We start from the raw sequence: 26,070 nt of genomic DNA, 5'->3' as shown, positions 1-26,070 counted from the left end.
AACTAAACTGGTTAAAAATCGACAATTTTTTGCAAAGGTACACTTTTTTTTAACTTTTTAGTTTAGTGCAAAAAAAAAATCAAAAAAAGTGTCTTTGATTTTTTTTAATAATTTAAAACCATAAATAGCTGTTATTCAGATTTCCTGTTTGCTTTATCGAAGTTTTTAGATTTCTTAGGGTATCTATTATAACTAATGTCACTTGGGTTTTCAATGATACTTTTTATGGTGATCCAATCTCCAAGTTCGTGTCTTTGAGCCATTTTAAAGTCTAAAAGATATTCTCCACAAAAATAATTTTTGTTTTCGTCTTGCTCCATTATTCCTGTAAAAACACCTTTTTGAGGCATTTTATCTTCTGCTGATTTGGTCATATTCTTTATGTTTTATTTCAATTTCTGTGACAAAGTTACACAATTATTGATGAAGATAGCTAAATAGAAGTTGTAATTACTTTTTCGAAAAAGGTAAATGGTGACATGCCTAATAGGTATTAATTTTGGTTGTTTTTTAAATGATTTGCTTGATATTACAGTTTGTGACTACCTTTGTTACATGAAAAAATTGTTTCGTCCGAGTCCAAAATCTTTTAAAAATACGTTTTGTGTTTTTCATGAAGTGCTGCCTGAAAAGATAGCGGGAATGCAGGTGCAATATGATAGTCAGTCGGGGAGTAAATATTATTATACAAAAAATGGAATGTATCGTCTTTCAAATCATTGGGGACGTTTGGCTAATAGTAAATGGCGTTTAGAGCCTATGGAACCCGAAACAGAGTCTAAGTTTAAAATTGGTTTTGCTTCTTGGAATGAGTTTTATCCCGATAATGCAGAAGAAGAATTGTACTATTTGGAGGCTAATTTCACAAAGAAAAAGGTGAATTATCAGCACCGAAATAACCCTGTATATGATGGAAAAGCTATACTTAGAACAAGTTTCGAGACAGGAAAAAAAATTAAGCAAATTAGAAATTTATTTGAACTTACGTCATGGGCTAAGTATTTTGATTATAATGATATTGATGAGTTACGCAAAGAAATTATCGATGAGCTCATTTTTACAAATAAAACATTGGAAGAAATAAAAAGAGAAATTGGCTAATAGTTAGCTGTTATTAATGTTAAGTCATTATTATTAATAGGTTTTACCAAATAGGCAACTATTTCAGGATAATGTTTTGCTTTGTTTTTGTCTTCAACTGCAATTGATGAGCTCACAATATATATTTGAATTGTTTCATTGATTTGTTCTTTTAAGACTACCATCTCAGCCATAAACTCCCAACCATCCATAACAGGCATATTTATATCCAAAAGTATTATATTAGGAAGAGTTTCTTTTTCTTCTAGTTTCTTTTTGAAATCATCGATAGCTTCTTTTCCGTTTTTAAAACTCAAAACATTTAAAAATAATTCTGATTTTTTGATCATTTTATTAACAATAATTTGATATATTGGATCATCATCAATAACCCAAATGGTCATGTGTTTCATATAATTTCTATTTTAAAGGTTGCGCCATGATTAAGTTTGCTTTCAACAGATATTGTTCCTCCCATTGCTTCTATTTGATTTTTTGTAATAAATAATCCAACTCCTTTTGATGTTCTATCATTAGTAAAAGTTTTGTATAATCCAAAAATCTTATTTCCATATTTTTCTAAATCTATGCCTATACCATTATCTGAAATTTGAAGGAAATTTTTATTCTTTTTTGTGATCCACTCTAAAATGATATTAGGTTTTCTGTCTGGATGACTATAGCGAATTGCATTTGAAATAAGGTTATATAGAGTACTTTCTAGATAAGCTGGATTATAATTGATTATTAAATCTTCTGGTATCAAATTGATGATTGAAACTTCTCTCAATAAAATTTGTTTGGAAAATATTTTCATCACATTGTCTACACATTCTTTTAAATTCAAAGATTCTATTACGAGGCTTATGTTGGTTCGTATATTAATCACCTCATTTAAATGAACCATTGTTTCGTTAAGTAAGTCTGAAACGGACACCAATAAATCCATTAATTCTTTTTTTTCTTGCTCTGTTTCAGCTTCTTTAATCAAGGTTACAATTGAAGCAATATTACTGGTGTGGGATCTTAAATTATGAGAAATTATATAAGAAAAATTTAAAAGCCTTTCATTTTGTCTAGAGACCAAATTGAATGAGTTATTTAAATCATTTTCTATATTCTTAGATTTTGTAATATCAATCATTATTCCATGAAGACCGACGGCTTTTCCTTCTTGAAAAACAAGATTTACCATATCACGCATCCAAATTACAGACCCATCTTTACAAATCATTCTATATTCAAAATCGTGATTTAGATTTTCTTTGGTTTTTGTTTCACAATATTCTAATGCCCATGTTCTATCTTCGGGATGAATATGATTACCCCAAAAATTGGGATCACTAATCCATTCTTCTGAAGTATAACCTAAGATTTGTTCAACTTTTTTACTGACAAAAGTAAATGAAAAGGTTTCAATATTGCATTCCCAAACGATTCCATCTATTGCATTGATAAGAGACTCAACTTTTTGCTGTGAATCAATAATCATTTTTTCATTATTTTTTCTAAAAGTAATATCCTCCGTAGATATAATTATTCTATCCATTGTTTTTTCATGCCCTAAAACTGCATTCCATCTAAAATTAATATCTATAGACTCTCCATTGCTGTTTTTTATTTTAGAATCATAGGTTAGCTGATTATTGCTTTGTGTAATAGCAATTAGTTGTTTGTTAAAATCTATAAGTGTATCATTATCAACTACCATTTTTAAATTATAAGCCAGCATTCGCTTTGTTTTTATATTAAGCAACTGTAAACATTTATAATTTACTGAAATAATTTTAATAAGAGAAAAACATTCATTTGTTACTTCTGGGTGTTCTTTTAGATAGTTAGCAACAAATATTGGCTCTTTAGCAATTAAATTTAAATCATTAAGATGATTTTTTACCAAAGACATATCAACCTCCCATAGTGGAATAGGAGAGTTTTTAAATAAACTTTTAAATTGTTTCTCACTATCTTTAAGATTATCAAGAATTTGCTTTTGCAATGTTATATCCTCAATAATTGCAATGTTAGTATTTAAATTTTCATTTACACTAAAAAGAGATGATACAATTAAATTTGCCCAAACAGTATTTCCATTTTTAGTTATGTATCGTTTTTTTAAAGAATAATCAGTATCATTTTTATCTATTAATTCTCCAGAAACTGATTTATTTATTATTAAGTCTTTGGGATGTGTTATAGATTTATAATTTTTTAATTTCATTTCTTGTTCAGAATAGCCAATCAATGCACAAAATTTCTTATTAACCTCTATAAAACCCCCTGTATCTTTTCTTATTAGAGCAATTCCTACTGGTGCTTGATCAAAAATAGTTTTAAATTTTATTTGACTATTTAAAATCATTTCTTCTTGAATATCAACTAATTGTTGTAATCTTCTTGGTCTATCTAATAAAATCGTTATCAAAGTTCCAAATAGTAATGATAAAGTAAAACCTAGAATAGAAGGAAGATATAGAACCGAATAATTATTAGTTTGTTTTTTAGCAATAAGATATAACTTCCAATTTCCATCAGGGATTCTTATAGAAATTTGTTTGTTATTAAAATTTTCTCTTCGAAAAGGAAGAAAAAAATCTTCTTTATTGGTATTCGGATTTACTTTTGAAAACTGAAAATAGTATTTACTAGTGTCAATTGTATTGATTCCAGATATTTTTAATAAATTTTCTAATTTAATAATGACAGCTGAGAATCCCCAAAATTTATTTTTTTTGTAAACAGGTAATCGTCCAACAATTCCAATGCCTCCTTGTTTTAAATATAAAGGTCCAGCAAAATACATTCTTTTATTAATAATAGATTTTAAAGCTTCTTTTTTAAGACTTGGATTTTTTAAAATATTTAGATTTAAAGCAAATTGATTTTCTTGGAAAGGGAAAACGTATTTAATAATTCCATTTGGTACCAATTGAACAGCACTAATACACTTGTTAGAAGCCAAGAGTTGTGAACTTATAGATTCAAAATTCTCAGGAATTCCATTGTCATTAATTGTTAAGGCTAACGTAAGAGTAGATGTATAACAACTTTTTAAATTTTGATCAATATTTTGATGTAAATTTTCGAGAACAGTTTGCATCTCATAGTTCTTATTTTCATTGAGGATATGAATACGTTGAAAGATAACAAACGAAACTACTAAGCTTAGAATAAAAAAAAACAAAAGTCCTACAGTTTTAGGTTTATTCAAAAACCATCGAAAATATTTAGGCCATTTATTTTTGTATTTCATATGTTTTATAAATAAATGTAAAAAAAGATTGCAATTCTAGGTAAGCTCGGAATTTTCAATCATAAAGATAGCATTTATAGCATTTAAACGAAAAAAAATAACCGAAATTTTGATTGGTAGTAGATATGAAGACTTTTGTTTGTTAAAGTAAAATAGCAATCCTTTCAATAATAAAGTCGAAATTTGCATTTTCTAATATCTTTTTTATTTTAAATTGAAATATAATACATAAACATTATGAGTAGAAATAACGAAGGAAATATAAAAAAACACAACGATAAACTGCATAAGGCTCAGAATAAAGCCAAACAAGCAGAAAGGGATCGTAAAGAAAAATTAAAACAGATTACTAAAAAATTTAATGAAGATAAAGCTTCAGAAAATGACTAATTATTTTTATAATGGATGTAACTAAATTTGACGAATTAAAAAACGGAGTTCAAGAAATAATTGACTTGATTGCAGTTAAAAATGCAAAAGAAGCTAATAATAAATTGGTGGAAGTTAGCGAGGAATTAGACGAAATTTTAGATCATACTGATGAAGATGAAGAACTAAGAGAAATTAGTAAATTTCAAGTGTTATTAAATCAACTACAACAAAAAATTGTTTCACTTCAGTAAATTTCAAAATTAATTTTATACAATTATGGCTTCTGAAAATTGCTATTGTGGTGCTGCTAAACCTTTTGATGTGTGTTGTAATCTTTATATCAATGGAATTCAAAAAGTTCCAACAGCTTTAGCTTTAATGAAATCTAGATATTCCGCCTATGCAACACATCAGGCAGATTATTTATTAGCAACTACACACAGTTCTGAAAGAAAACATTATTCCCGAGAGGAAATTTTAAAATGGGCTACTTCCAATCAATGGCAAAAACTTGAAATTATTTCGGCTACCGAAAATACAGTAGAATTTAAAGCTTATTTTAAAGACGAGAATAATGTAAGTCAAGTACATTATGAATTTTCTAACTTTAAAAAGGAAAATGACATTTGGTTTTATGTAGATGGAAAGTTTAAATAAATGTAAATACAAAAGATTATGAAAAAAGCAATTCAATTACTAGTAATCGCTTTGTTTTTCATTTGTTGTAAAACAAATTCATCAGCTCCAAAAATAGTTGAAAATAATGAACCTACTTTTGCATATAAACAGCAAATAGAAAATTTAGAAAAGGGAATTTATTTTAGGGCAAATGGAAATGAACCCGATTGGAGTTTAAAAATATCTGAAAAAACTATTGAATTTGCTTCTTCGAAACAAGGTTATGAAGCTTTGAATGGTAACCATGTTGAACCAATTCGTGGTATAGATGCTAATGTCAAAATGTATCAAGTTTCTACAGAAGCAGGCACTATGACAATCCAAATCATGCAACAAGAATGCGTAAATAAGATGTCAGGTGATAAATCTTCTTATTCAGTTCAAATAGAAATTCTAAAAAAAAATCAATCAATACATTTATTAGGGTGCGGAAATTATATTACCGATCCTCGTTTGCATGATATTTGGGTTTTAGAAAAACTTAATGGAGAAAATGTTACTGTAGAGAACTTCACAAAAGAATTACCCAATCTTGAAATAAACAGTACTACCAATACATTTATGGGATTTTCAGGTTGCAATAAAATGGGAGGGAGTATTTTTTTCGAAAAAGGATTACTTCGATTTACTAATGTTGTAACTACTGAAATGGCTTGTAGAGAAAATAACAAAGAAGCTATTTTTCTAAAAGCTTTGCAAAGTACTACTAATTATAAAGTTGAAAATTTACGATTAACACTTGCTAACCCATCTGGAAGTGAATTGGTTTTCAGAAAAGTAGATTAATAGTTCATTTTTCACACTACCTTTTAACTTAAAATTATAAATTGTTTGTTGCTCGTTCATTTAAAAATAATCTAAATTTATATTTATGAACGATACAGTTAAAAAAGGATTTTATTTTAAGACTTACGAAGCTCCATTTCAATCACCATTTGATAAACTCTTTGCTATTTTCAAGGAACTTATCACGCACACTTCTGGTGATTTTGATGAAGCTATCAATTGGTTACGCGAATTGGACAAAGAATACAAACTAACTGATTCATCCTATACTATCGATGACTTTATTGAGGATTTAAAGAAAAAAGGATACATCCGAGAAGAACTCAAAGATGACGGAACATCTGGGACCGGAATAACTGCAAAAACAGAGCGTGCCATTAGACAACAAGCTTTGGATACTATTTTTGGAAATTTAAAAAAATCAGGGACAGGTAATCACAAAACAAAGCACGTAGGTAATGGTGACGAACATACAGGAGAGTTTCGGGAGTTTCATTTTGGAGATGGTTTAGAACGTATTTCGCTTACAGAAAGTTTACGAAATGCCCAAATAAATAATGGTGTAGCCGATTTTATTCTTACCGAAAATGATTTAGTTGTTGAAGAAACTCAGTATAAATCTCAAATGAGTACAGTTCTGATGATTGATATAAGTCACAGTATGATCCTTTATGGTGAAGATCGAATTACTCCAGCAAAAAAAGTAGCTATGGCCTTGGCCGAATTAATAACTACTCGTTATCCCAAAGATACACTGGACATATTAGTTTTTGGAAATGATGCCTGGAAGATTACTATTCAGGATTTACCATATTTAAAAGTTGGTCCTTATCACACCAATACCGTTGCTGGTTTACAATTGGCAATGGATTTGCTGAGACGAAAAAAAAATACTAATAAGCAAATTTTCATGATTACCGATGGAAAACCCAGCTGTGTAATAGAGAAAGATGGCTCATATTACATGAACAGTAATGGCTTGGATCAATACATCGTAGATAAATGCTATACTCAGGCTCAACAAGCAAGAAAACTACATATCCCGATAACCACTTTTATGATCGCTAATGATCCTTATTTGCAAAAATTTGTAGACCATTTTACAGAAGCAAATCAAGGAAAGGCTTTTTATACTGGCTTAAAAGGTTTGGGTGAAATGATTTTTCAAGATTATGAAACGAATTAAATAACCTTCGACAATTTAAACACTATAGTTAATGGAAATTGAAAATATAAAGACATTAGGAGAATTAAGAAAATCTGGATATGAAACTAAAGGAATCAAAGACGAATTACGTCATAATTTAAGAGAGAAAATTAAATCAGGATTACCCACTTTTGAAGGAATACATGGTTTTGAAAACACTGTTATTCCTGAGTTGGAGCGAGCTATATTATCTCGCCATAATATTAATTTATTAGGACTTCGTGGTCAGGCAAAAACAAGATTAGCACGTAAAATGGTTGAGTTATTGGATGAGTATATCCCATTTGTAACTGGTTCCGAAATAAATGATGATCCATTTCAGCCGTTATCCCGTTTTGCAAAAGATATCATTACAGATAAAGGCGATGATACTCCAATTTCATGGTTACACCGAAGCGATCGATTTTTCGAGAAACTTGCAACTCCAGATGTAACTGTCGCCGATTTAATTGGTGATGTAGATCCTATAAAAGCAGCAAATTTAAAGTTGTCTTACGCCGATGACCGAGTGATTCATTTTGGAATGATTCCAAGAGCCAACCGTTGTATTTTTGTCATTAATGAATTGCCCGATCTTCAAGCTCGTATTCAAGTAGCTTTATTTAATATCCTGCAAGAAGGTGATATACAAATTAGAGGGTTTAAATTAAGAATGCCTCTTGATATGCAGTTTGTGTTTACTGCAAATCCCGAAGATTATACTAATAGAGGCAGTATAGTAACACCGCTTAAAGATAGAATTGGCTCACAAATCCTGACACATTATCCGGAAACCATCAAAAATGCGCGAACTATTACGACTCAAGAAGCTAAGTTGGATTCAAACCAGGTCGATTTAGTACATATTCCTTCTTTGGCCAAGGATTTATTAGAACAAATCAGTTTTGAAGCTAGAGAAAGTGAATTTATTGATAATAAAAGTGGAGTGAGTGCTCGTTTAAGCATAACTGCTTACGAAAATTTATTGAGTACTGCGGAACGACGTGCTTTACGATTGGGATCAGAACATACAACATTACGTTTGTCAGATTTTATGGGAATCATTCCATCGATTACTGGTAAAGTAGAATTAGTTTATGAGGGAGAACAGGAAGGAGCTGCAGTTGTAGCACAACACTTAATTGGAGATGCAATCCGTACTTTTTTCCCAGCTTATTTCCCTAAAATTGAAAAATTAGAAAAGCAAGATCAAAAAACAGCTTATTCTGATTTATTAGATTGGTTTTTTACAGAAAGTGGTTTTGAATTATTAGACGATTGTACCGATGCCGATTATAAATCTATTCTGGACAGTATAACTCCTTTGGATAAATTAATAAAAAAATATCAGCCCGATTTACCAAAAGAAGACACTTATTTTATGAAAGAATTTGTTCTTTGGGGATTGGTAGAATACAAGAAACTGAGCAAAGATAGATTTTCTGAAGGTTATCAATTTAAAGATACATTCGGTAGTTATATAAGCAGATTATAAAAATATTTTAATCTATAGTCAATAATAAAAAGGGATTAACTTTATTTAAAAAGGTTAATCCCTTTTTTTAGCTTATCTATTTTTGGGGACCTTACCATACTATATTATTTTACTTCCAATACTTTTTGGCTATAATAGGCTATTTCCGATGTTATTTTTCCTTTATCATTAAAAGTATCAATGAACATCATTGGTAATGTTATATTTTTTTTATCTGATTTTCGAATTAATCTAATCTTCCACCAAGATTGAACCACTCTTGCGTCTTCTAATTCATAATGTAGATAATCTGGATACCCAACTTGATCAATACTAATTAAATCAAAAGATTCGAACATTTTTTTATCCATTTCTTTCTGTTCAGCCAAAGTTGCTCCTTTATCATTATCGGGCGAATTAATATCATAGAAAATAGCTTTGTCATCAAAAAAACTATATGCTTTATCAAAATCTTTATTTTCAAAAGCATGAACACTTTTTCTAACAGAATTTATATATTCATGATGATTGAAGATTTGACCATTGGTTCTTTCAGTTAAACTTTGATTAATTTCATCATTTACAGTACTAGTAGAATAGTTAATCAACATTTTGATTTTATTATTTTTATCTACAGTATATAAACGATGAAGAGGTCTGTCAATTTTTACACCTGTTTCTTTATCAACACCTTTTACATCTTCCCATGTCTGAACCCAAACCACATCTTTTTGATTATCATCTTTATATTCGAGTGCATCAGGATAAGCACCTTTAGAACGTTTAATACTCAAATAATCAATATAATCTTTCCATGATTTAACATTTTTTAAAAAAGCTGCTTTATCCATTCCTTTATCATCCTTGTTTGTCGAAGTGCCACTATAGTATTTAAAATCATCAGTTAAATAACTGGCTACTTTATCAGCATCACCACTAACAAATGCTTGTGTAAAAGCCTCTACAGTTGTTATTGCGGGATGTTCAACATATATAGTTCCATTTGACTTTTTTTGAGAGTAAGTGATGCAGGTTGCAATCATCAATACAATAGTAATTTCTTTTTTCATGTTTATTTATATTTTTAGTTAAAAATCAAATAAATTTAATTAAAATTAACTGATTTTCAATTGATTATGTAATGCTTTTAAACGTCGAAATTGTGGTTTTAATCCCTGTTATTTACTGTTTCGATGTATTATTAAAAAATTGAGTATAAAAAACATTCCTTAATTTTAAATTTAAGAAATCGCGTTACCGATTTTAATTAGTCTACCTTGTCCCGTTGGAACAATTTTCATTCCTTCACAATAGGATATGATAAATAATTTTGAGACTTTAATTTCGACTTATATAGAAAATAGAGTAGGAATATCGGAACATTTTTTAAGTAATGATTTGGCTAATAACCTAAAACAGAACTTAAAAACATTAAATGATAATAGCAAATTAGCTATGGCTGGAATTGGAAATTCTGAAAAGCTTGCATTTAATGGCGCCATTCGCAGTGATTCAATTTATTGGCTGGATAAAAAACACAACAATCAATTCGAAAATGAATTTTTTCTGCAAATAGAAGCATTTATAAGCTATCTCAATGAAAGTTGTTATGCTGGAATCACTGGTTATGAATTTCATTATTCACTATATGAAACTGGAGATTTTTATTTAAAGCATTTGGATCAATTCAAAAATAACCCAAGCCGAAAATACTCTATGATTAGTTATTTAAATAGTGATTGGCAAGAAAGTGATGGAGGAGAGTTGCTCATTCATCAATTGAATAACAATCAAAAAATAAGTCCAACTCAAGGTAAAACAGTTTTTTTTAAAAGTGATGAACTTGTACATGAGGTTTTGGTCACTCAAAATACAAGAATGAGTATTACTGGCTGGCTCAAGAGTGATTATTAGTATTACTTTATTTCTAAAACTATGATTTTCTGTTGCTTTGTATGTATAAATTCTCTAAAACTTGTGAAGCTTCATTATCTGAATTTGCCGAAAAACCAGAAACAAATACTCCTTTTACTCCTGCAATAGAAACTATACCATAAACTACCGATTCTTCATCTGGGTCGGAATCCCCTTCATAACGATATACATGTTCTACTGCATAATCCTGAGGATTGGCGATAATAATTTCATAATGAAGATTAAAATCATGAAGAAAACCTTTTTCTTTTAAATCTTCTAGAGCTTCTAAAACAGTGGTATAATGATAGGTTGGTTTCATGATAAATAAAGAATAAATAGTTTTAATTAAAGGTAACTGTTTTATTTCTAAACTGTTGTAAAAGTATTGTTAAAGTAAAAGTGTAATTCTTGTCAAGCCCTAATTAATATTGTAGATTTGCACCGCAGACCGCCTTATCGTCGTCTCGTCTTTATGGACGGGAGGGAGGAAAGTCCGGACACCATAGAGAAGCATAGCGGGTAACCCCCGTCGGTTTCGAGCAATCGAAATTAGGACAAGTGCAACAGAAAGTATGTACAGGTAATGCTGTAGTGAAACCAGGTAAACTCTATGCGGTGAAATATCAAGTATATCAGCATTTAAGGGCTTCTCGTCCGTTGTTGAAGGGTAGATAGCTTGAGCTTATGAGTAATTATAAGTCTAGATAAATGATAAGGTATCGTTAGTAATAACGAGAACAGAATCCGGCTTATAGGTCTGCTTTTTCTTAAAAAATCCTTTTTTGATAATATAATTCTTGTCCCATTGTTAATACATTTGTATATATACATATGTTTAAAAAAACGTATAGAACTATTATGTTTTTTTTAAACATATAATTATTGTAATATTATTCATTTTAATTCTTATTTTTGGCAAAATTCTTGTTAAAAAAATAAATGAAATATTTAATCAATAGAGGTAAACCTAAGTTAATTTTTGAGAATTTTGAAGTGTTCCAAAACAGCACTTCTAAATATTCGAAATAAAAAATACCACATCATATAATAAAATAATTTATAAATAATTTTAAAAAAAATGATGAATTACATAAAATTACATACAATTTTAATTGCAACAATTTTTTTGACAATATTGTCAAGTTGTGAAAATACTACAGATCTAGAAATTAAGAATCAAAATAACAATCTTTCAGATCTAGAAATACAAGATGGGACAATTAAATTACAAAATAAAACTGCTTTAAAGAATATTTTAAATTCATACAAAGTTAATATTGAAAATCAAAATGAATTTAATAATAAAATACGAAAAATTCAAAGTGAAGGTTTTAAACCATTAACGCCGATTTTTGATGAAAATGACACAGAAAATATTCAGCAGTTTTTAGCACGAAAAAAGGATAGAATTCAGAAAAGGAATTTAGAGTTTGGTCTTGCCTCTAAATCTTCAGAGTCCGATGCTGAAATTGAATTTGATGATGAACTAATTCCTGATCCTTCATTTGCAGCTCTTTTAAATGAAGATAGAGAAATATATGTTGGTGATAGTTTATATAAATATACTGAAATGGGAATGTATTTTTGTCTAATTAAAGATCAACAAAAATTAAATAATTATTTAAATAAATTAAGTTCAACTTCAAGGAAAATTCAAATTACCAATAGACCAGTACCTTGCCCTGAAATATTTATGAAATCTACTACCAATAAAGTAATTTCTGAATTAACAGAAGTTAGTACTGGAATAATGCTATTTATCCCAGCAGGAAATTGTGGAGGTGGAAATGATGATAGTGGTATCCCTATTCCTCCAGTCCCAAGACTAACTTTTCCAACACCACCTTCTCCAAGATTGATTAAGCAAAACTTAGAAATTTGTACAATACAAAAACAAGGATTTTTTGAAAAAATATTTGGAGAAACAGAATCCGATGAAGATTATTACGATGATAATAAAAGAGTGAAAACAAGTTTTTGGAATCAAAATTATTATATATTTAGTTCAATTGGTTGTAGTGTTCGTTTTCAAAAAAGAGTCAAAATTTTAGGGATCTCTGGTTGGCAAAAATCTTATGCGGAACAAATTGAACTTGGTATCAACAACATACAATATGATTATAAATTTAATGTACCTATGTTTAATAATGTTTTATATGTAAGTGGTCCAACTGTTTATTATGAATATAAAGGAGTAAAATATAATCAAACTGGGCAAGTTATACCAACGCTACCCACAGATAATCCTGGTTGGCCATTTAGTACAGATAGTAATCAAAATGTTGTTGATATTTATATATTTAATAATGATTTTACAATATCTGATCCACAAGCAAATAAGCTTTTCGATCAAGGACTTAGAGTAATAGCTAATTCTTTATCGAACCTTAATCCTGCTAAAGCAGAATTACAAAAAAGTTTGGATTCTGAAAATTTAAAATATAATATTTTAAAGGCTGTTCCATTTAGTAATAAAGTAACTTTTGCTACAATGGGTGTAAAATGGACAAATAATGACGATAATGCCATAACTCATTATTTTGACAGTAATTTTCTTTTGACATGGAAATCAGATTATAAGGATACGGCTGATTATCTCAAAGGATTAAAGGGGTCAACGGCATATTCTAATGTTACAGCAGATATTTATGCAGCAGCTTTGCACAATGGACAATGGAAAGGACGCAGATTAGTAACTGATAAAATCAAATAAACTTTATTTTCTTGCCAAATTAATTTGGCAAGAAAATTTTAAAAATTTTTCTATGAAAAAATATGCATATGTTTTATTAAACTTGATAATATTTTCGAATTTGTATTCTCAAGACTCTCCATCTGTTGAAAAAAATCAATTTAAAATAAACATCTTATTACCAGGTTTCGTTTATGAACATGGTTTTACAACAAAAAACACACTTTATTCAGAAATTAGTTTTGGAATAGGTTACAGAAATAATGATTATTATGGTTCGGAATGGTCTTTTTACCCAACAATCACAGAACAATTTCGTCATTATTATAATTTAGATAGAAGAACTTCGAAAGGAAAAGTTACAGTTCACAATTCTGGAGGATTTGTTGCTTTACATTCAGATTATAGATTCAAAGCTATTTCAACAAATGATGCTCTTTCTTCTTTAGAAAGTTCATTTACTATAGGTACTGTATGGGGATTTGAACGAACTTATAGAAGTAATTTTAATCTCGGGCTTAATATGGGAGCTGGATATAACGTAAGTAGTAATTCTAATGATAGCGGTTTTGTACCAGTTCTTGGTTTTTCATTAGGTTGGGTAATTGGAAAATAAATTATGAAAAAAATAGTTTTTATTATATTTCTTGCGATTTCATTGAATGCAAAAGCACAAATCGTTAGACCTTATATTGGTGCCGCAGGGTATTTATACAGTGGATTTGAGAAATCACTTTTTGTTGGTGTTGATGGCGGAACTGAATTTAAAATTAATAGATTTATTAAACCCGAAATAGATATTAGTTACTTTTATGGAACAAATCAGAATAAAACTAACTATGGTAGTCAAGGACAATTAATAAGTGTTTTTAGTAGTACTGCTTCAGCTTTAAATTTTAATTTCTGTCCTAAGATTTGTATTGGTAATGATGGACAACGCAATAGTTTTTTAGTTATATTGCCAAAATATACCTTTTCTAAAGTTACCGCCGTTGGAGAATTTACAACTATAAATTCAAAAGATGTAAAAACTACTACCAAAGAAACAATTACTGATTGGCAACATTCATTAGGAATTGGAATTGGAGTTGATTTTAGTATTTCTAGCAATAATACAGATTCATTTTGTGTAAATATTTATTATCAAAATGTTGATATGGGGAAAGCTTTGAATCAATTAAGTCACAATGGAGAAATTGTCAATACAAATAATGTTCTTGGGCTAGGTTTTAACTATTATTTTGGAATCAAAACAAATCCAGAACCTGTAAAAATAACAAAACCTGATCCTTTAAAATAAATATTTAAGTTCAGGTTTCTTTTGTATTAATCTTCGTCGTCTTCAGTACTTTTTTTATTTGATTCATCATCTATTTCTTCCTCAATTGCTCCATCCAATTCAAAGAAGCTAAAAATAGATCCCCCATAACTTTTCTGGAAAGAGAAATTTATCAAGTGATCTAGTTTGGTATATTTAGAATGTTCTATAATCATCATACCTTCCTCATTGAGTAATCCTTTTTCGAAAATAGACAGAACAATCTTTTCAAATATTTTTTGATCTAAACCATAAGGAGGATCCGCAAAAATAATATCGTAAGTTGTTTTACTTTTTTCTATAAAAGCAAACACATCACTTTTGGTAGCTGCAATATTAAAATCATATTCAGCAGCGACTTGTTTGATGAATTTCACACAACCAAAATCTCCATCGACAGAGGTTATTGGAGAACTTCCTCTTGAAGCAAACTCATAACTTATATTTCCTGTTCCAGAAAACAAATCCAGTACTTTCAAACCTTCAAAACTAAAATGGTTGTTCAAAACATTAAACAATGCTTCTTTACTCATATCGGTTGTAGGTCGAACGGGTAAGCCTTTTGGCGGAAAAATGCGTCTTCCTTTGTATTTTCCAGATATGATTCTCATGAGTTAAAAAGTATAAAATGTTGCAGATTTTGCCCTGCTGAAAAGGCGTTATTTTTTTGTAAATCAGTTACATCAAGAAAGGATACATTTCGAATGTATTTGAAAGCGATGTTATAAAAATCATCTTCTTCAGAAATTGCTCCTAATAATTCAAGTCTAAAACTTTCGGGATTCATATTCAATTGTTCTGCTGTAAAAAGCAAGTAATAAATAAAATCCTCTGGAGTTTTGTATTCGAATGAATTGAATAAAAGCAGTTTTTGATTCTGAATGACAATAATCTCAAAATGTCCAGGATTAAAATGAACAATCATTTTTTTAGTATCATTGTTTTTAGAAGCATCCAAAAGCTTGGAAACCAAAATGGTATTGGCATGCTTGTAATCAAAAGCCCCAAATTGGTCTATGAAAAAATTATTGATGTTTACGTAAGGAATATAAACCGCATTCATTTGATAGTTATTGATTTCATCAAATGCAAAAAAATCGGTTTCAAAAACTTTGGTATTGTACTGTAAATAACTTCCAAGGAAATTTTCATCAAATAGGGCAGTAGGCACAAATGTTGAAAGATTATTATTGTGAATCACCTGGATCTCATCATAACTATCACTCAACTCTGGATAATTTTTAAAAGCATCCGAAAACAATTCCTCAATCTTAGTTGATTTATGAAACGTATCAAACTGAATTTCATTTATGGACACAATTCGGTTATGAAGCGTGTCAAAACTACAAAAAGAAAGTCCCGTCAAGGAAACTTGAAGCGAAAGTTTTTTGTATTTTTTATCGGTTATATTAGTATTCATAGTATTTTTTTCAACAATGCAAACTTACGAATTTAAACATCAATATCAATAATAATGTAAATTGTCCCTAATATTGATTTTTGCCTTTCTCATTGAAATTGATATTGAAAAAGCCTTACTTTGTAATCAAATTATTCCTCAATGAATTCCTCCTCTTTTTATAGCCTTTTACAGAAAAAATTTCCCTTTGCACCGACATATAATCAGGATATTTTTTTTCAAAAAATCGCCATTTTTTTGACAGATGCTCATGATGACACCATTTTTGTCTTGAAAGGATATGCAGGTACAGGAAAAACTACCGTTATTTCGACAATTGTAAACAGTTTATTAGATATTAATAAAAAGTATGTTTTACTCGCTCCAACCGGGCGTGCAGCCAAAGTAATTGCCAATTATTCGAACAAACCGGCTTTTACCATTCATAAAAAAATATACTTTCCAAAGAAAAACTCTGGTGGAGGCGTTTCATTTACTTTACAACAAAACAAACATAAAAACACCATTTTTATAGTCGATGAAGCCTCGATGATTTCTGATACTATTTCAGATTCCAAATTATACGAAAACGGTTCGCTACTCGATGATTTGATCTCTTATGTATATTCAGGAACCAATTGCAAAATGATTCTTTTGGGAGATACCGCACAATTACCGCCGGTAAATTTGGATATAAGTCCAGCTCTTGATATTCACACTTTGGGATTGAATTACAACAAAGAAGTCGAATATATCGAACTCGATGAAGTAATGCGTCAAGAAGAAAACTCAGGTATTTTACATAATGCTACAGAATTGAGAGAATTATTAAAAGACAGTTTTATATCAGAATTCAAGTTCAATGTTCGAAAATTTAAAGACATTGTGCGATTAGTAGATGGCTACGATATTCAGGATGCTATTCATTCTGCTTATAGTAATTTTAGTATCGAAGACACAGCCTTCATTGTTCGTTCCAATAAAAGAGCTAATCAATACAATGAGCAAATTAGAACCAAAATCCTTGATAAAGAAAGTGAGTTATCTACAGGCGATTTCTTGATGGTGGTTAAGAATAATTATTTTTGGCTAAAAGACTCAGATGAAGCCGGATTTATTGCCAATGGAGATATAATTGAAGTTTTAGAAATGTTTGGAATTAAAGAATTATATGGTTTTAAATTTGCCAAAGTAAAAATCCGAATGATTGATTATCCAGATCAAAAGCCTTTTGAAACTGTACTTTTGATGGATACAATAAAAAGTGAATCTCCGTCTTTAACTTTCGAAGAGTCCAACAGATTGTACCAAGAAGTGATGAAAGACTATGAAAGCGAAACAACCAAATATAAAAAGTTTCAGAAAGTAAAGGAAAATGAGTATTTCAACGCATTACAAGTTAAGTTCTCTTATGCTATTACCTGTCATAAATCGCAAGGAGGGCAATGGAATACTGTCTTTATAGAACAACCCTATTTACCCAACGGTATTGACAGAGATTATATTAGGTGGCTATACACGGCTATGACAAGAGCAAAAAATAAGTTATATTTGATAGGATTTAAAGATGATAGTTTTGTGGAATAATATACTTCCCAATGAGATTAATAATGGCGACTACAGATTTAATTTGTTTAAATTTGTGTAATTCGTGCTAAAAAAGACTCCTATGAATACACTAAACGATTTACATACTATTTCAAGCACTTTTTCGAATACAGATAAAATGCCTGTTTTGTTTTTAGGACACGGAAGTCCAATGAACGCTATTGAAGAAAATCAGTTTGTAACTGGTTTTCGAAATATAGCAAAAACATTGCCCAAGCCAAATGCTATTCTATGTATTTCAGCACATTGGTTTACAAATGGCACCAAAGTGACGGCTATGGAAAAACCTAGAACAATTCACGATTTTGGAGGATTTCCACAAGAATTATTTGATGTACAATATTCTCCAGAAGGAAGTCCAGAATTAGCTACATTAACACAAGATTTATTATTACCAACGGTTGTAGAATTAGACCATCATTGGGGTTTGGATCACGGTGCTTGGAGTGTAATTAAACATTTATATCCAGATGCTGATATTCCTGTAATTCAGATGAGTATCGATTATACAAAATCAGGTCAATATCATTTTGAATTAGCTCAAAAATTAAGCGCTCTACGTACCAAAGGTATCCTAATCGTAGGCAGTGGAAATATCATTCATAACTTGCGGATGGTCGATTTTAGAAACATTAATACTGATAATTATGGTTATGATTGGGCTGTTGAAGCCAGAGCGAATATAAATGATTATTTACTTGATGGTAATTTTCAACCGCTTATTGATTTTGAAAAACAGAGCAAAGCATTTCAGTTATCAATTCCAACTCCTGAACATTATTTACCACTAATTTATACTTTGGGACTGAAAGGAAAACAAGAGGAATTGAGCCTGTTTAATGATAAATTAGTCGCAGGGTCATTGAGTATGACTTCGGTAAGGATTTCGAATTAATTTTAGATTATAAAAACATAAATTTGAGAATTGAAATAGAATAAATAAAATGAAAATAATAGCAGTTATACCGGCACGTTACGCATCAACACGATTTCCAGCAAAATTAATGCAGGATTTAGGAGGAAAAACAATAATTCTTAGAACCTATGAATCAGCAATTAATACAAAATTATTCGATGATGTTTTTGTGGTAACCGATTCAGATTTGATTTATAATGAAATTATTACTAATGGTGGAAAAGCCATTATGAGTATTAAAGAACACGAATCGGGGAGTGATAGGATTGCCGAAGCTGTTGAAAATCTAGATGTAGATATCGTAATAAATGTGCAAGGTGACGAACCATTTATAGACACTGAGCCTTTGCGAGAAGTGATTGAAGTTTTTAAAAATGATACAGCCAAACAAGTTGATTTAGCTTCGTTAATGCGAGAAATAAAAAACGAAGAAGAAATCAATAATCCAAACAATGTAAAAGTAGTTGTAGATCAAAATGAATTTGCATTGTACTTTTCACGTTCTGTAATTCCATATCCGAGAGAGAAAAATGTAGGTGTTCGCTACATGCAGCACATCGGTATTTACGCTTTTAGAAAACAAGCTTTACTGGATTTCTATAGTTTGCCAATGAAATCATTGGAAGCATCCGAAAAACTGGAACAATTGCGTTATTTAGAATTTGGAAAACGCATCAAAATGATAGAAACTACTCACGTTGGAATCGGAATCGATACTCAAGAAGATTTAGAGAAAGCTAAAAAAATGTTAGCTGCTCTAGAATCAAGAAACTAATCTAAATTTAATATTTGTTTCTCCTTATATAATCTTAAATGCCTTATATGTTGAAAAGCAGAAGGCATTTAAGGTAATTTTAGAATTTTTATTATTATTTTAATTCTTTCTTCTAATTCAATTTTTCAATTATAATTAATTCGTTGTGTACTTCAACCCTAGGAATAGATTGAATGTTGAAATTAACATCATTAAAATCTTTAATAAAATTTTGATTTCGGAAGTTATCAGCAGCTGTCAGACACATTGTATTAAACAATACAATTCCTTTACTATTAAGCAAAAAACAAATTCTATCTATAAAGAATTTTTCGAACAAAAAATTTGGCATTTTAGTATCCTGAAATATATCAATAATAATTAAACCATATTTATCTTTAGTTTTTAAAACAAATTCAAAAGCATCTTCAATAATAATGTCCAGATTTTTAATTTTGTCGAGCTCAAAGTATTCGTTGGCAATTTCAATGATTTTTGAATCGATATCAACACCAGTGATTTTACCTTCGTAATGGATTTCATCTACCAAAGTTTTAATAACACTTCCGCCGGCAACTCCTAAAACCAAGATGTGCTGCATTTTTACAATTTTTTTAAATCCAAAATGCTTTAGACCTCTTCTTAAAATGCGCTGCAGACTTCCATAGGAATAATTAGTGTTTTCAGAATCCAGTACTAATTCTCCATTTGCCCAGGTTACTTCTATAGTTTTACTTAGAGGTGAATTGATTTTAAATATTTTAATTGGAATAATATAACTTAATAATTTACGAAGCATTAATTCATGTTTTTTTCAAAAATAAGATATTAATTGTTTTATTTGTACAAAAAAAAGATAAATGAAGAAACAAATCTATAAGTGGATCTTTTGCAATTTAATGGGATGGAAAATAGAAGGTGTCTTCAATGAGCAAATAAAAAAAAGCATTTTAATGGTAATGCCGCATACTAGTTGGCATGATTTCTATGTAGCTATTATTTGTCGAGGAGCAATAGGAGTTGAGATTAATTGGATAGGAAAGAAGGAATTATTTCGGTTCCCATTTGGTTATTTTTTTAAATCTTTAGGCGGAGCGCCACTAGATAGAGCAGGAGGATTAAACAAAGTAGAATCCATTGCGAAATTATTTGAATCTAAAGAAACCTTTCGACTAGGTTTGTCACCAGAAGGAACTCGTAAAAAAGTTGAAGTACTTAAAACGGGTTTTTACTATATTGCTCTTAAAGCAAATGTACCTATAATTCCAATTGCTATGAACTTTGAAAAAAAAGCGTTCAATTTTGGAGATGCTTTTTACCCCACAGGTAATATAGAATCAGATTTAAATTTATTGAATAAACATTTCGCAGGTGTTAAAGGAAAAATACCCGAAAACGGATATATTGAACCTTTAAATTAAAACGCCTGAGAATTGCGTATTTATTTTTTTCTGATCCTTTGTACGAAATATTAAATTCTCACGAATTTGGTTTATAGGATTTAAAAGTTCCATTTTTATAAAAAAAAACAATTTTTTCAATTTCATCAGAATTTTCATTTTCTGAAGTTCTTGTCACTTGTTTCATTTTTTCTGAAACAGACACTTTTTCTTCAGATAATGAAATTTGAGAAAATAAATCAATTGGGGTAGGAGTGTCTAAATTTTGTACAACTAGATTCGAATTTTGAATTAGTTCAGAATTTTTCGGAAATGATCCTGTCCCATTTAATATCCAATACAAATCTACATCCTGAAAAATATCTATAATTTTTAAGATAAAATCCAAGCTTGGTTTATTTCTTCCCGAAAGGAGGTGAGACATACTTGAACGCTGTACACCTATTTTATCTGCAAATGATGAGGCGCTCAGACTATAATAATCGAGTATGATCTCCAGTCTTTTTATAAAATCGTCTGTGTTTACCATTGTAAATTTAATTTCAAATCGATGTATTTACAAATGTAATTAATAGTAATCAATTCGGCTAATTTACAATGTTAAAATACAAAACTATTGATTAATAGTTTAAAGTTTTAAATTATATAATATATCACAACTAATTAATTTATAGTAAATAATAAATGTTTATTTAAAATAAAATTAGACACATTATAATTGTTTTACTTTTATACATTCAGGAGGAATAAGGTTGTTTACAAATCTAATTTTTCTAATAATTAATCTATTTACAATTGTAAATATAAAGATGTTTACTTTTGTAAATCAAATAATATAACATGGATTTAGAACAATTATTCAATCAGAATAAAGAAAATACTATTGAAGGGCGATACATAACTTTGGAATCTATTGAGCCTTTATTGAAAAAACATTTTATTAAAAATGATGTCAAAATAATAGGAGAATCAGTTTTAGGCAAACCTATTTATAGTTACCAAAAAGGACACGGGAAATTAAAAATTTACCTTTGGTCACAAATGCATGGAAATGAAAGTACCACAACCAAAGCGTTATTTGATTTTATAAACCTTTTAAATAATGGTTCGGATTTAGCAAAACAACTATTGGAGACCTTTACTTTTTACAGCATTCCAATGTTAAATCCAGATGGTGCAGAATTATACACACGTGCTAACGCAAATAGCATTGATTTAAACAGAGATTCTCAAAATCTCACTCAGCCAGAAAGCAAAATTTTAAGAGCTACTTTTGACGAGTTTAAGCCAGATTATTGTTTTAATCTTCATGATCAACGTACTATTTTTGGTGTTGCAAATACGGGTAAACCAGCAACTCTTTCTTTTTTAGCGCCATCTTATAATGAAGAAAGAGAGGTTAATGAGTCTAGATTGAAAGCAATCAATTTAATAGCAGGTATAAATGATGTTTTACAAAAATATATACCTGGACAAATTGGACGATTTGATGATTCATTTAACATTAATTGCATAGGTGACACTTTTCAATACCTAGGCGTCCCTACATTATTATTTGAAGCAGGACACTTTTCAAATGATTATGAAAGAGAAAAAACAAGAAAATTCGTATTTATGTCCTTGGTTTCCAGTTTCATTATTCTGAGCGAAAACGATGTAGTTGACAATAGAAATGATAAATATTTAAACATTCCTCAGAATAATGTAGTTTTTTTTGATTTTATGTACAAAAATGTCAAAATAAATTATGATGGTAATGAAATAATCACGAATTTTGTCGCTCAATATAAAGAAGAGTTAATCGATAACAAATTAAATTTTAATGCTTACATAGTTGAAGTAGGAGATTTAAAGGGATATTTTGGCCATTTCGAGTACGATGCTAAAGGAGCTTTATATCAAGATAATTTCGTTAATTTTCCAAAAGAAGGACAAATTGCCGATTTTAATTTAGATAAAAAAGTCTTTTTTCTTAACGGAAAGATAAAAAAATGATTTTTGTGCCGTTTATTTAATTTTTATTTATAATTTTAACTTTTTTAGTATCAAATAACCATATAATAAAAGAATTATGAGTAAGTTTCGTTTAGATGAAGTAGATCACCAGATTTTAGATATGTTGATAGACAACACAAGAGTTCCGTTTACTGACATTGCAAAAAAATTATTGATTTCAGCTGGAACGGTTCATGTTAGAGTTAAAAAAATGGAGGATGCAGGTATTATCATGGGATCTTCTTTGGTCCTTGATTATGATAAATTAGGATATTCATTTATTGCTTATGTTGGAGTTTTTCTTAATAATACTTCTCAAACTAAATTTGTTTTAGAGCGTATTAATGAAATTCCATTTGTAACTGTAGCCTCTGTAACTACAGGTAAATTCAATATTTTTTGCAAAATTAGAGCAAAAGATACTAAGCATGCAAAGGATGTTATTTTTATGATTGACGATATTGAGGGGGTTTATAGAACAGAAACTATGATTTCTCTTGAGGAGAGTATTAATGATAAAAAGCGCTTGATGCATACCATCTTCAAAGAAATGTAATAATTCCTTGAATGCTTATATATAAATATAACCTCAAGTGTAATCTTGGGGTTTTTTTATGCTAGATTAACCAACCAATTAATAGTATAATTTATGTACACGTTACCAAAAATAGAACGTTTTAATGAAAATGTTTTATCAAAATATCATATTTACAATAGTGTATTTATAACATTACCTTTTGATTCTGTTGATAATACAGGTGTTTTATTACCTATATTCACAGAACTTTGTGATAATGGTTTCAAAAAACAAAAGACTCCTACAGAAATTTTTGATTTTTTTTCAGATAAATACATGCATAGTGATTCTGAAAAAGACAAAATTAATTTGATGTTTCATTTTATACAATATATTGAACGCCAGATTGTTTTATTTGATGCTATTGAAGATGCTGCTTTTCCCGTTGTCAACAATATGGAAGGAAGAGGTTCTCTTCGTGATATTAAAGAAAAATCAGATGTCAAAAATAACAAGGAAGAACTGATTCATTTTCTTGAAAACTTTAATGTTCGTACAGTTTTAACTGCTCATCCGACTCAATTCTATCCTGGACCAGTTTTAGGTATTATAAATGATTTGACAGAAGCTATTAGAAGTAATGATCTATTAGAAATCAAGCAATTATTAGCTCAGCTAGGTAAGACACCTTTTATTCAAAATGAAAAGCCGAATCCTTTTGATGAAGCAGTAAGCTTAATTTGGTATCTAGAAAATGTTTTTTATGATACTTCTGGAGAAATGGTTCATTATCTTCAAAAAAATGTTTTTGAAGGAGAATCTATAAAAAATCCATTAATAAAACTTGGTTTTTGGCCAGGTGGTGACCGTGATGGAAATCCTTTTGTTACTACTGAAATTACTTTAAAAGTAGCTGAACGTTTGAGAACTTCTATATTAAAATGTTATTATGTTGAAATAAGAAATTTAAAACGAAAGTTAACTTTTCCTGTTGTTGATTCATTGGTAATGGAACTAGAACAAAAATTGTATCGTTCTGTTTTTTATTCTAAAGGTGAAATATTTATTACGCTTGAAGAATTTAAATTGCAACTTATAAAAATAAAAACGATAATAATTGAGCAACATCAATCACTTTACGTTGACCAAATTGATGCATTACTTATTCGTTTAAATTTATTTGGTTTCCATTTTGCTACTCTAGATATTAGACAAAATAGCAAAATTCACCAAAGTGTTTTTTATGACATTGTAGATTATTATTCAAAATCAAAAGAAAATATCTTTCCAGATAATTATTTTCAATTGACTGAGAATGATAAAATGGAAGTTTTATCAACATTAAAAGGTGATTTAGATTCAGCTGATTTTGAAAATGAAATGACAAGATCAACTATTGAATCAATTCAAGCCATAAAAACAATTCAGGAAAACAATGGTGAATTTGGTGCAAATCGTTATATCATTAGTAATAATGAAAGCGCACTTAATGTAATGGAAACTTTTGCATTATTTAAATTATGCAATTGGGAAAATGCTACTGTAGATATAATTCCTCTTTTTGAATCTGTTGATGATTTACATAATGCACATTTAGTAATGGAAAAATTATATACCAATACTGAGTATGCTCAACATTTGTTAAACAGAAATAACAAGCAAACAATAATGTTAGGTTTTTCTGACGGTACAAAAGATGGTGGTTATTTGATGGCAAATTGGAGTATATATAAAGCAAAAGAGGCTTTAACCGAAATATCAAGAAAATACGGTATTCACGCTATCTTTTTTGACGGACGTGGTGGACCTCCAGCACGTGGTGGTGGAAAAACACATAAATTTTATGCATCACTAGGACCGAATATTGAAAACAATGAAATTCAAATTACTATTCAAGGACAAACTATTAGTTCAAATTTTGGAACTTTAGATTCTTGTCGTTATAATTTAGAAAATCTATTAAGTGCTGGTGTTGCTAATCAAGTATTCAATCAAGGACAAAACGAATTGAGTCAAGATGAAAAAGCTATTTTGGATCAAATGGCTGAATTAGGATATGATAAATACTTGAGTTTTAAAAATCATCCTAAATTCATTCCATATTTAGAACAGATGAGTACTTTAAAATATTATGCGAAAACTAATATTGGAAGTCGTCCATCAAAAAGAAGCAAATCTGAAAGTCTAGATTTTGCAGACTTAAGAGCGATTCCTTTTGTGGGTTCTTGGAGTCAATTAAAACAAAATGTTCCTGGATTTTTTGGAGTAGGTACAGCTTTAAAACATTTTGAAAATAACAATCAATGGGATAAAGTTCAAGGGCTATATAATGATTCATTATTTTTTAAAACCTTACTTGAAAATAGTATGATGTCATTGGCTAAATCTTTTTTCCCTTTGACAGCTTACATGAGCAAGGATCCCGAATTTGGTGCTTTTTGGCAAATTATTTATGATGAATTTTTGGAAACAAAAAGGTTATTATTGAAAATTGCTGGTCATACTGAATTAATGGAAAATTATCCTGATGGTATAGCTTCAATTCAAATGAGAGAACGTATTGTGTTGCCATTGTTGACAATACAACAATATGCTTTGCTAAAAATCAGTGAACTTAATAAAGCTGAAAACCCAGATTTGAACTTGATTAAAGTATATGAGAAAATTGTGACTCGTTCGCTTTTTGGAAATACTAATGCAAGTAGAAACTCTGCTTAAAGTATAG

General features: G+C 29.4%; 27 protein-coding genes and 1 other RNA gene. 19 read left to right on the top strand and 9 right to left on the bottom strand.

The annotated features are described in order from the left end of the window. Positions 1–131 precede the first annotated feature (131 nt). Positions 132–374, bottom strand: coding sequence for a hypothetical protein (locus tag CLU82_RS20055; protein WP_100844773.1), 243 nt, complete (start codon positions 372–374; stop codon positions 132–134). A 181-nt stretch (positions 375–555) separates the two neighbouring features. Between CLU82_RS20055 and CLU82_RS20050 the strand changes: the two genes are divergently transcribed. Then, a complete protein-coding gene (locus CLU82_RS20050) occupies positions 556–1,101 on the top strand; it encodes a hypothetical protein (protein WP_100844772.1) in 546 nt (181 codons plus the stop codon). On the opposite strand, the gene CLU82_RS20045 is transcribed toward CLU82_RS20050, so the two are convergent. Together CLU82_RS20045 and CLU82_RS20040 are read right to left on the bottom strand one after the other, a co-directional pair. Continuing rightward, positions 1,098–1,493: a response regulator gene (locus CLU82_RS20045; protein WP_100844771.1), complete on the bottom strand. Its 396-nt coding sequence runs from the start codon at positions 1,491–1,493 to the stop codon at positions 1,098–1,100. The genes CLU82_RS20050 and CLU82_RS20045 overlap by 4 nt on opposite strands. After that, positions 1,490–4,180 (bottom strand): PAS domain S-box protein, encoded by a 2,691-nt coding sequence (locus CLU82_RS20040; RefSeq protein WP_232735280.1) that lies wholly within the window; start codon positions 4,178–4,180, stop codon positions 1,490–1,492. The genes CLU82_RS20045 and CLU82_RS20040 overlap by 4 nt, the downstream gene beginning before the upstream one ends. A 390-nt stretch (positions 4,181–4,570) precedes the next feature. Between CLU82_RS20040 and CLU82_RS20900 the strand changes: the two genes are divergently transcribed. From CLU82_RS20900 to CLU82_RS20015, 6 genes are all read left to right on the top strand, one after another. Then, complete coding sequence (locus CLU82_RS20900) at positions 4,571–4,723, top strand: hypothetical protein (RefSeq protein ID WP_198520249.1); 153 nt, start codon at positions 4,571–4,573, stop codon at positions 4,721–4,723. 11 nt (positions 4,724–4,734) lie between these two features. After that, positions 4,735–4,956 (top strand): hypothetical protein, encoded by a 222-nt coding sequence (locus CLU82_RS20035; protein WP_100844769.1) that lies wholly within the window; start codon positions 4,735–4,737, stop codon positions 4,954–4,956. A gap of 25 nt (positions 4,957–4,981) precedes the next feature. Further along, positions 4,982–5,362 carry a YchJ family protein gene (locus tag CLU82_RS20030; RefSeq protein WP_100844768.1) on the top strand — a complete coding sequence of 127 codons (381 nt, stop codon included), beginning with the start codon at positions 4,982–4,984 and terminating at the stop codon, positions 5,360–5,362. 18 nt (positions 5,363–5,380) lie between these two features. Continuing rightward, a complete protein-coding gene (locus CLU82_RS20025; protein ID WP_100844767.1) occupies positions 5,381–6,169 on the top strand; it encodes an META domain-containing protein in 789 nt (262 codons plus the stop codon). Between the two features lie 85 nt (positions 6,170–6,254). Then, entirely contained in the window at positions 6,255–7,355 is a 1,101-nt protein-coding gene (locus tag CLU82_RS20020) for a VWA domain-containing protein (protein WP_100844766.1), read from the top strand. A 31-nt stretch (positions 7,356–7,386) separates the two neighbouring features. Then, the gene (locus CLU82_RS20015) at positions 7,387–8,850 is read left to right on the top strand and encodes an AAA family ATPase (protein ID WP_100844765.1); all 1,464 of its coding nucleotides are present in this window, start codon (positions 7,387–7,389) and stop codon (positions 8,848–8,850) included. Positions 8,851–8,954: 104 nt separating this feature from the next. Here the strand turns inward: CLU82_RS20015 and CLU82_RS20010 are convergent, their stop codons facing one another. Beyond that, positions 8,955–9,899, bottom strand: coding sequence for a hypothetical protein (locus CLU82_RS20010; RefSeq protein ID WP_100844764.1), 945 nt, complete (start codon positions 9,897–9,899; stop codon positions 8,955–8,957). 247 nt (positions 9,900–10,146) lie between these two features. Here CLU82_RS20010 and CLU82_RS20005 point away from each other — a divergent pair, with 247 nt between their 5' ends. Continuing rightward, positions 10,147–10,743 (top strand): 2OG-Fe(II) oxygenase family protein, encoded by a 597-nt coding sequence (locus CLU82_RS20005; protein WP_100844763.1) that lies wholly within the window; start codon positions 10,147–10,149, stop codon positions 10,741–10,743. 19 nt (positions 10,744–10,762) lie between these two features. Here CLU82_RS20005 and CLU82_RS20000 read toward each other — a convergent pair whose 3' ends face one another. Next, on the bottom strand, positions 10,763–11,065 hold the full coding sequence (locus CLU82_RS20000) for a hypothetical protein (protein WP_100844762.1): 303 nt from the start codon (positions 11,063–11,065) through the stop codon (positions 10,763–10,765). 121 nt (positions 11,066–11,186) lie between these two features. On the opposite strand from CLU82_RS20000, the gene rnpB reads away from it, so the two are divergent. From rnpB to CLU82_RS19980, 4 genes are all read left to right on the top strand, one after another. Next, positions 11,187–11,514: RNase P RNA component class A (rnpB, locus tag CLU82_RS19995), an RNA gene on the top strand. 310 nt (positions 11,515–11,824) lie between these two features. Continuing rightward, positions 11,825–13,459 (top strand): hypothetical protein, encoded by a 1,635-nt coding sequence (locus tag CLU82_RS19990; RefSeq protein WP_157813408.1) that lies wholly within the window; start codon positions 11,825–11,827, stop codon positions 13,457–13,459. A gap of 52 nt (positions 13,460–13,511) precedes the next feature. Then, the gene (locus CLU82_RS19985) at positions 13,512–14,054 is read left to right on the top strand and encodes a hypothetical protein (RefSeq protein WP_100844760.1); all 543 of its coding nucleotides are present in this window, start codon (positions 13,512–13,514) and stop codon (positions 14,052–14,054) included. A gap of 3 nt (positions 14,055–14,057) precedes the next feature. Continuing rightward, complete coding sequence (locus CLU82_RS19980; RefSeq protein WP_100844759.1) at positions 14,058–14,738, top strand: hypothetical protein; 681 nt, start codon at positions 14,058–14,060, stop codon at positions 14,736–14,738. 26 nt (positions 14,739–14,764) lie between these two features. On the opposite strand, the gene CLU82_RS19975 is transcribed toward CLU82_RS19980, so the two are convergent. Together CLU82_RS19975 and CLU82_RS19970 are read right to left on the bottom strand one after the other, a co-directional pair. After that, positions 14,765–15,367: an RsmD family RNA methyltransferase gene (locus tag CLU82_RS19975; RefSeq protein ID WP_100844758.1), complete on the bottom strand. Its 603-nt coding sequence runs from the start codon at positions 15,365–15,367 to the stop codon at positions 14,765–14,767. Further along, positions 15,364–16,176 carry a DUF3822 family protein gene (locus CLU82_RS19970; RefSeq protein ID WP_100844757.1) on the bottom strand — a complete coding sequence of 271 codons (813 nt, stop codon included), beginning with the start codon at positions 16,174–16,176 and terminating at the stop codon, positions 15,364–15,366. The genes CLU82_RS19975 and CLU82_RS19970 overlap by 4 nt, the downstream gene beginning before the upstream one ends. 141 nt (positions 16,177–16,317) lie before the next feature. Here CLU82_RS19970 and CLU82_RS19965 point away from each other — a divergent pair, with 141 nt between their 5' ends. The 3 genes from CLU82_RS19965 (at position 16,318) to kdsB (ending at position 19,454) form a co-directional block, all read left to right on the top strand. Continuing rightward, positions 16,318–17,742 carry an ATP-dependent RecD-like DNA helicase gene (locus CLU82_RS19965; RefSeq protein WP_100844756.1) on the top strand — a complete coding sequence of 475 codons (1,425 nt, stop codon included), beginning with the start codon at positions 16,318–16,320 and terminating at the stop codon, positions 17,740–17,742. 82 nt (positions 17,743–17,824) lie between these two features. Next, complete coding sequence (ygiD, locus tag CLU82_RS19960) at positions 17,825–18,658, top strand: 4,5-DOPA dioxygenase extradiol (protein ID WP_100844755.1); 834 nt, start codon at positions 17,825–17,827, stop codon at positions 18,656–18,658. A 49-nt stretch (positions 18,659–18,707) separates the two neighbouring features. Then, a complete protein-coding gene (gene kdsB, locus CLU82_RS19955; RefSeq protein ID WP_100844754.1) occupies positions 18,708–19,454 on the top strand; it encodes a 3-deoxy-manno-octulosonate cytidylyltransferase in 747 nt (248 codons plus the stop codon). A gap of 112 nt (positions 19,455–19,566) precedes the next feature. Here the strand turns inward: kdsB and CLU82_RS19950 are convergent, their stop codons facing one another. Then, a complete protein-coding gene (locus CLU82_RS19950) occupies positions 19,567–20,232 on the bottom strand; it encodes a spermidine synthase (protein WP_100844753.1) in 666 nt (221 codons plus the stop codon). A 61-nt stretch (positions 20,233–20,293) separates the two neighbouring features. Between CLU82_RS19950 and CLU82_RS19945 the strand changes: the two genes are divergently transcribed. Then, positions 20,294–20,854, top strand: a complete 561-nt coding sequence (locus tag CLU82_RS19945) for a 1-acyl-sn-glycerol-3-phosphate acyltransferase (protein WP_100844752.1) — start codon at positions 20,294–20,296, stop codon at positions 20,852–20,854. A gap of 58 nt (positions 20,855–20,912) precedes the next feature. On the opposite strand, the gene CLU82_RS19940 is transcribed toward CLU82_RS19945, so the two are convergent. Beyond that, complete coding sequence (locus CLU82_RS19940; RefSeq protein ID WP_100844751.1) at positions 20,913–21,362, bottom strand: helix-turn-helix transcriptional regulator; 450 nt, start codon at positions 21,360–21,362, stop codon at positions 20,913–20,915. 311 nt (positions 21,363–21,673) lie between these two features. Here CLU82_RS19940 and CLU82_RS19935 point away from each other — a divergent pair, with 311 nt between their 5' ends. The 3 genes from CLU82_RS19935 to CLU82_RS19925 all read left to right on the top strand — a co-directional run bounded on the left by CLU82_RS19935 (position 21,674) and on the right by CLU82_RS19925 (position 26,063). Next, positions 21,674–22,828, top strand: coding sequence for a M14 metallopeptidase family protein (locus tag CLU82_RS19935; RefSeq protein WP_100844750.1), 1,155 nt, complete (start codon positions 21,674–21,676; stop codon positions 22,826–22,828). Positions 22,829–22,904: 76 nt separating this feature from the next. Next, entirely contained in the window at positions 22,905–23,384 is a 480-nt protein-coding gene (locus CLU82_RS19930; RefSeq protein WP_024981770.1) for an Lrp/AsnC family transcriptional regulator, read from the top strand. A gap of 93 nt (positions 23,385–23,477) precedes the next feature. After that, positions 23,478–26,063 (top strand): phosphoenolpyruvate carboxylase, encoded by a 2,586-nt coding sequence (locus tag CLU82_RS19925; protein WP_100844749.1) that lies wholly within the window; start codon positions 23,478–23,480, stop codon positions 26,061–26,063. The last annotated feature ends 7 nt before the right edge of the window (positions 26,064–26,070 follow it).

Source organism: Flavobacterium sp. 5 (assembly GCF_002813295.1).
Lineage (GTDB): Bacteria > Bacteroidota > Bacteroidia > Flavobacteriales > Flavobacteriaceae > Flavobacterium.
Note: the sequence above shows the minus strand (reverse complement) of the source record. Positions and strands in the feature narration are given on the sequence as shown.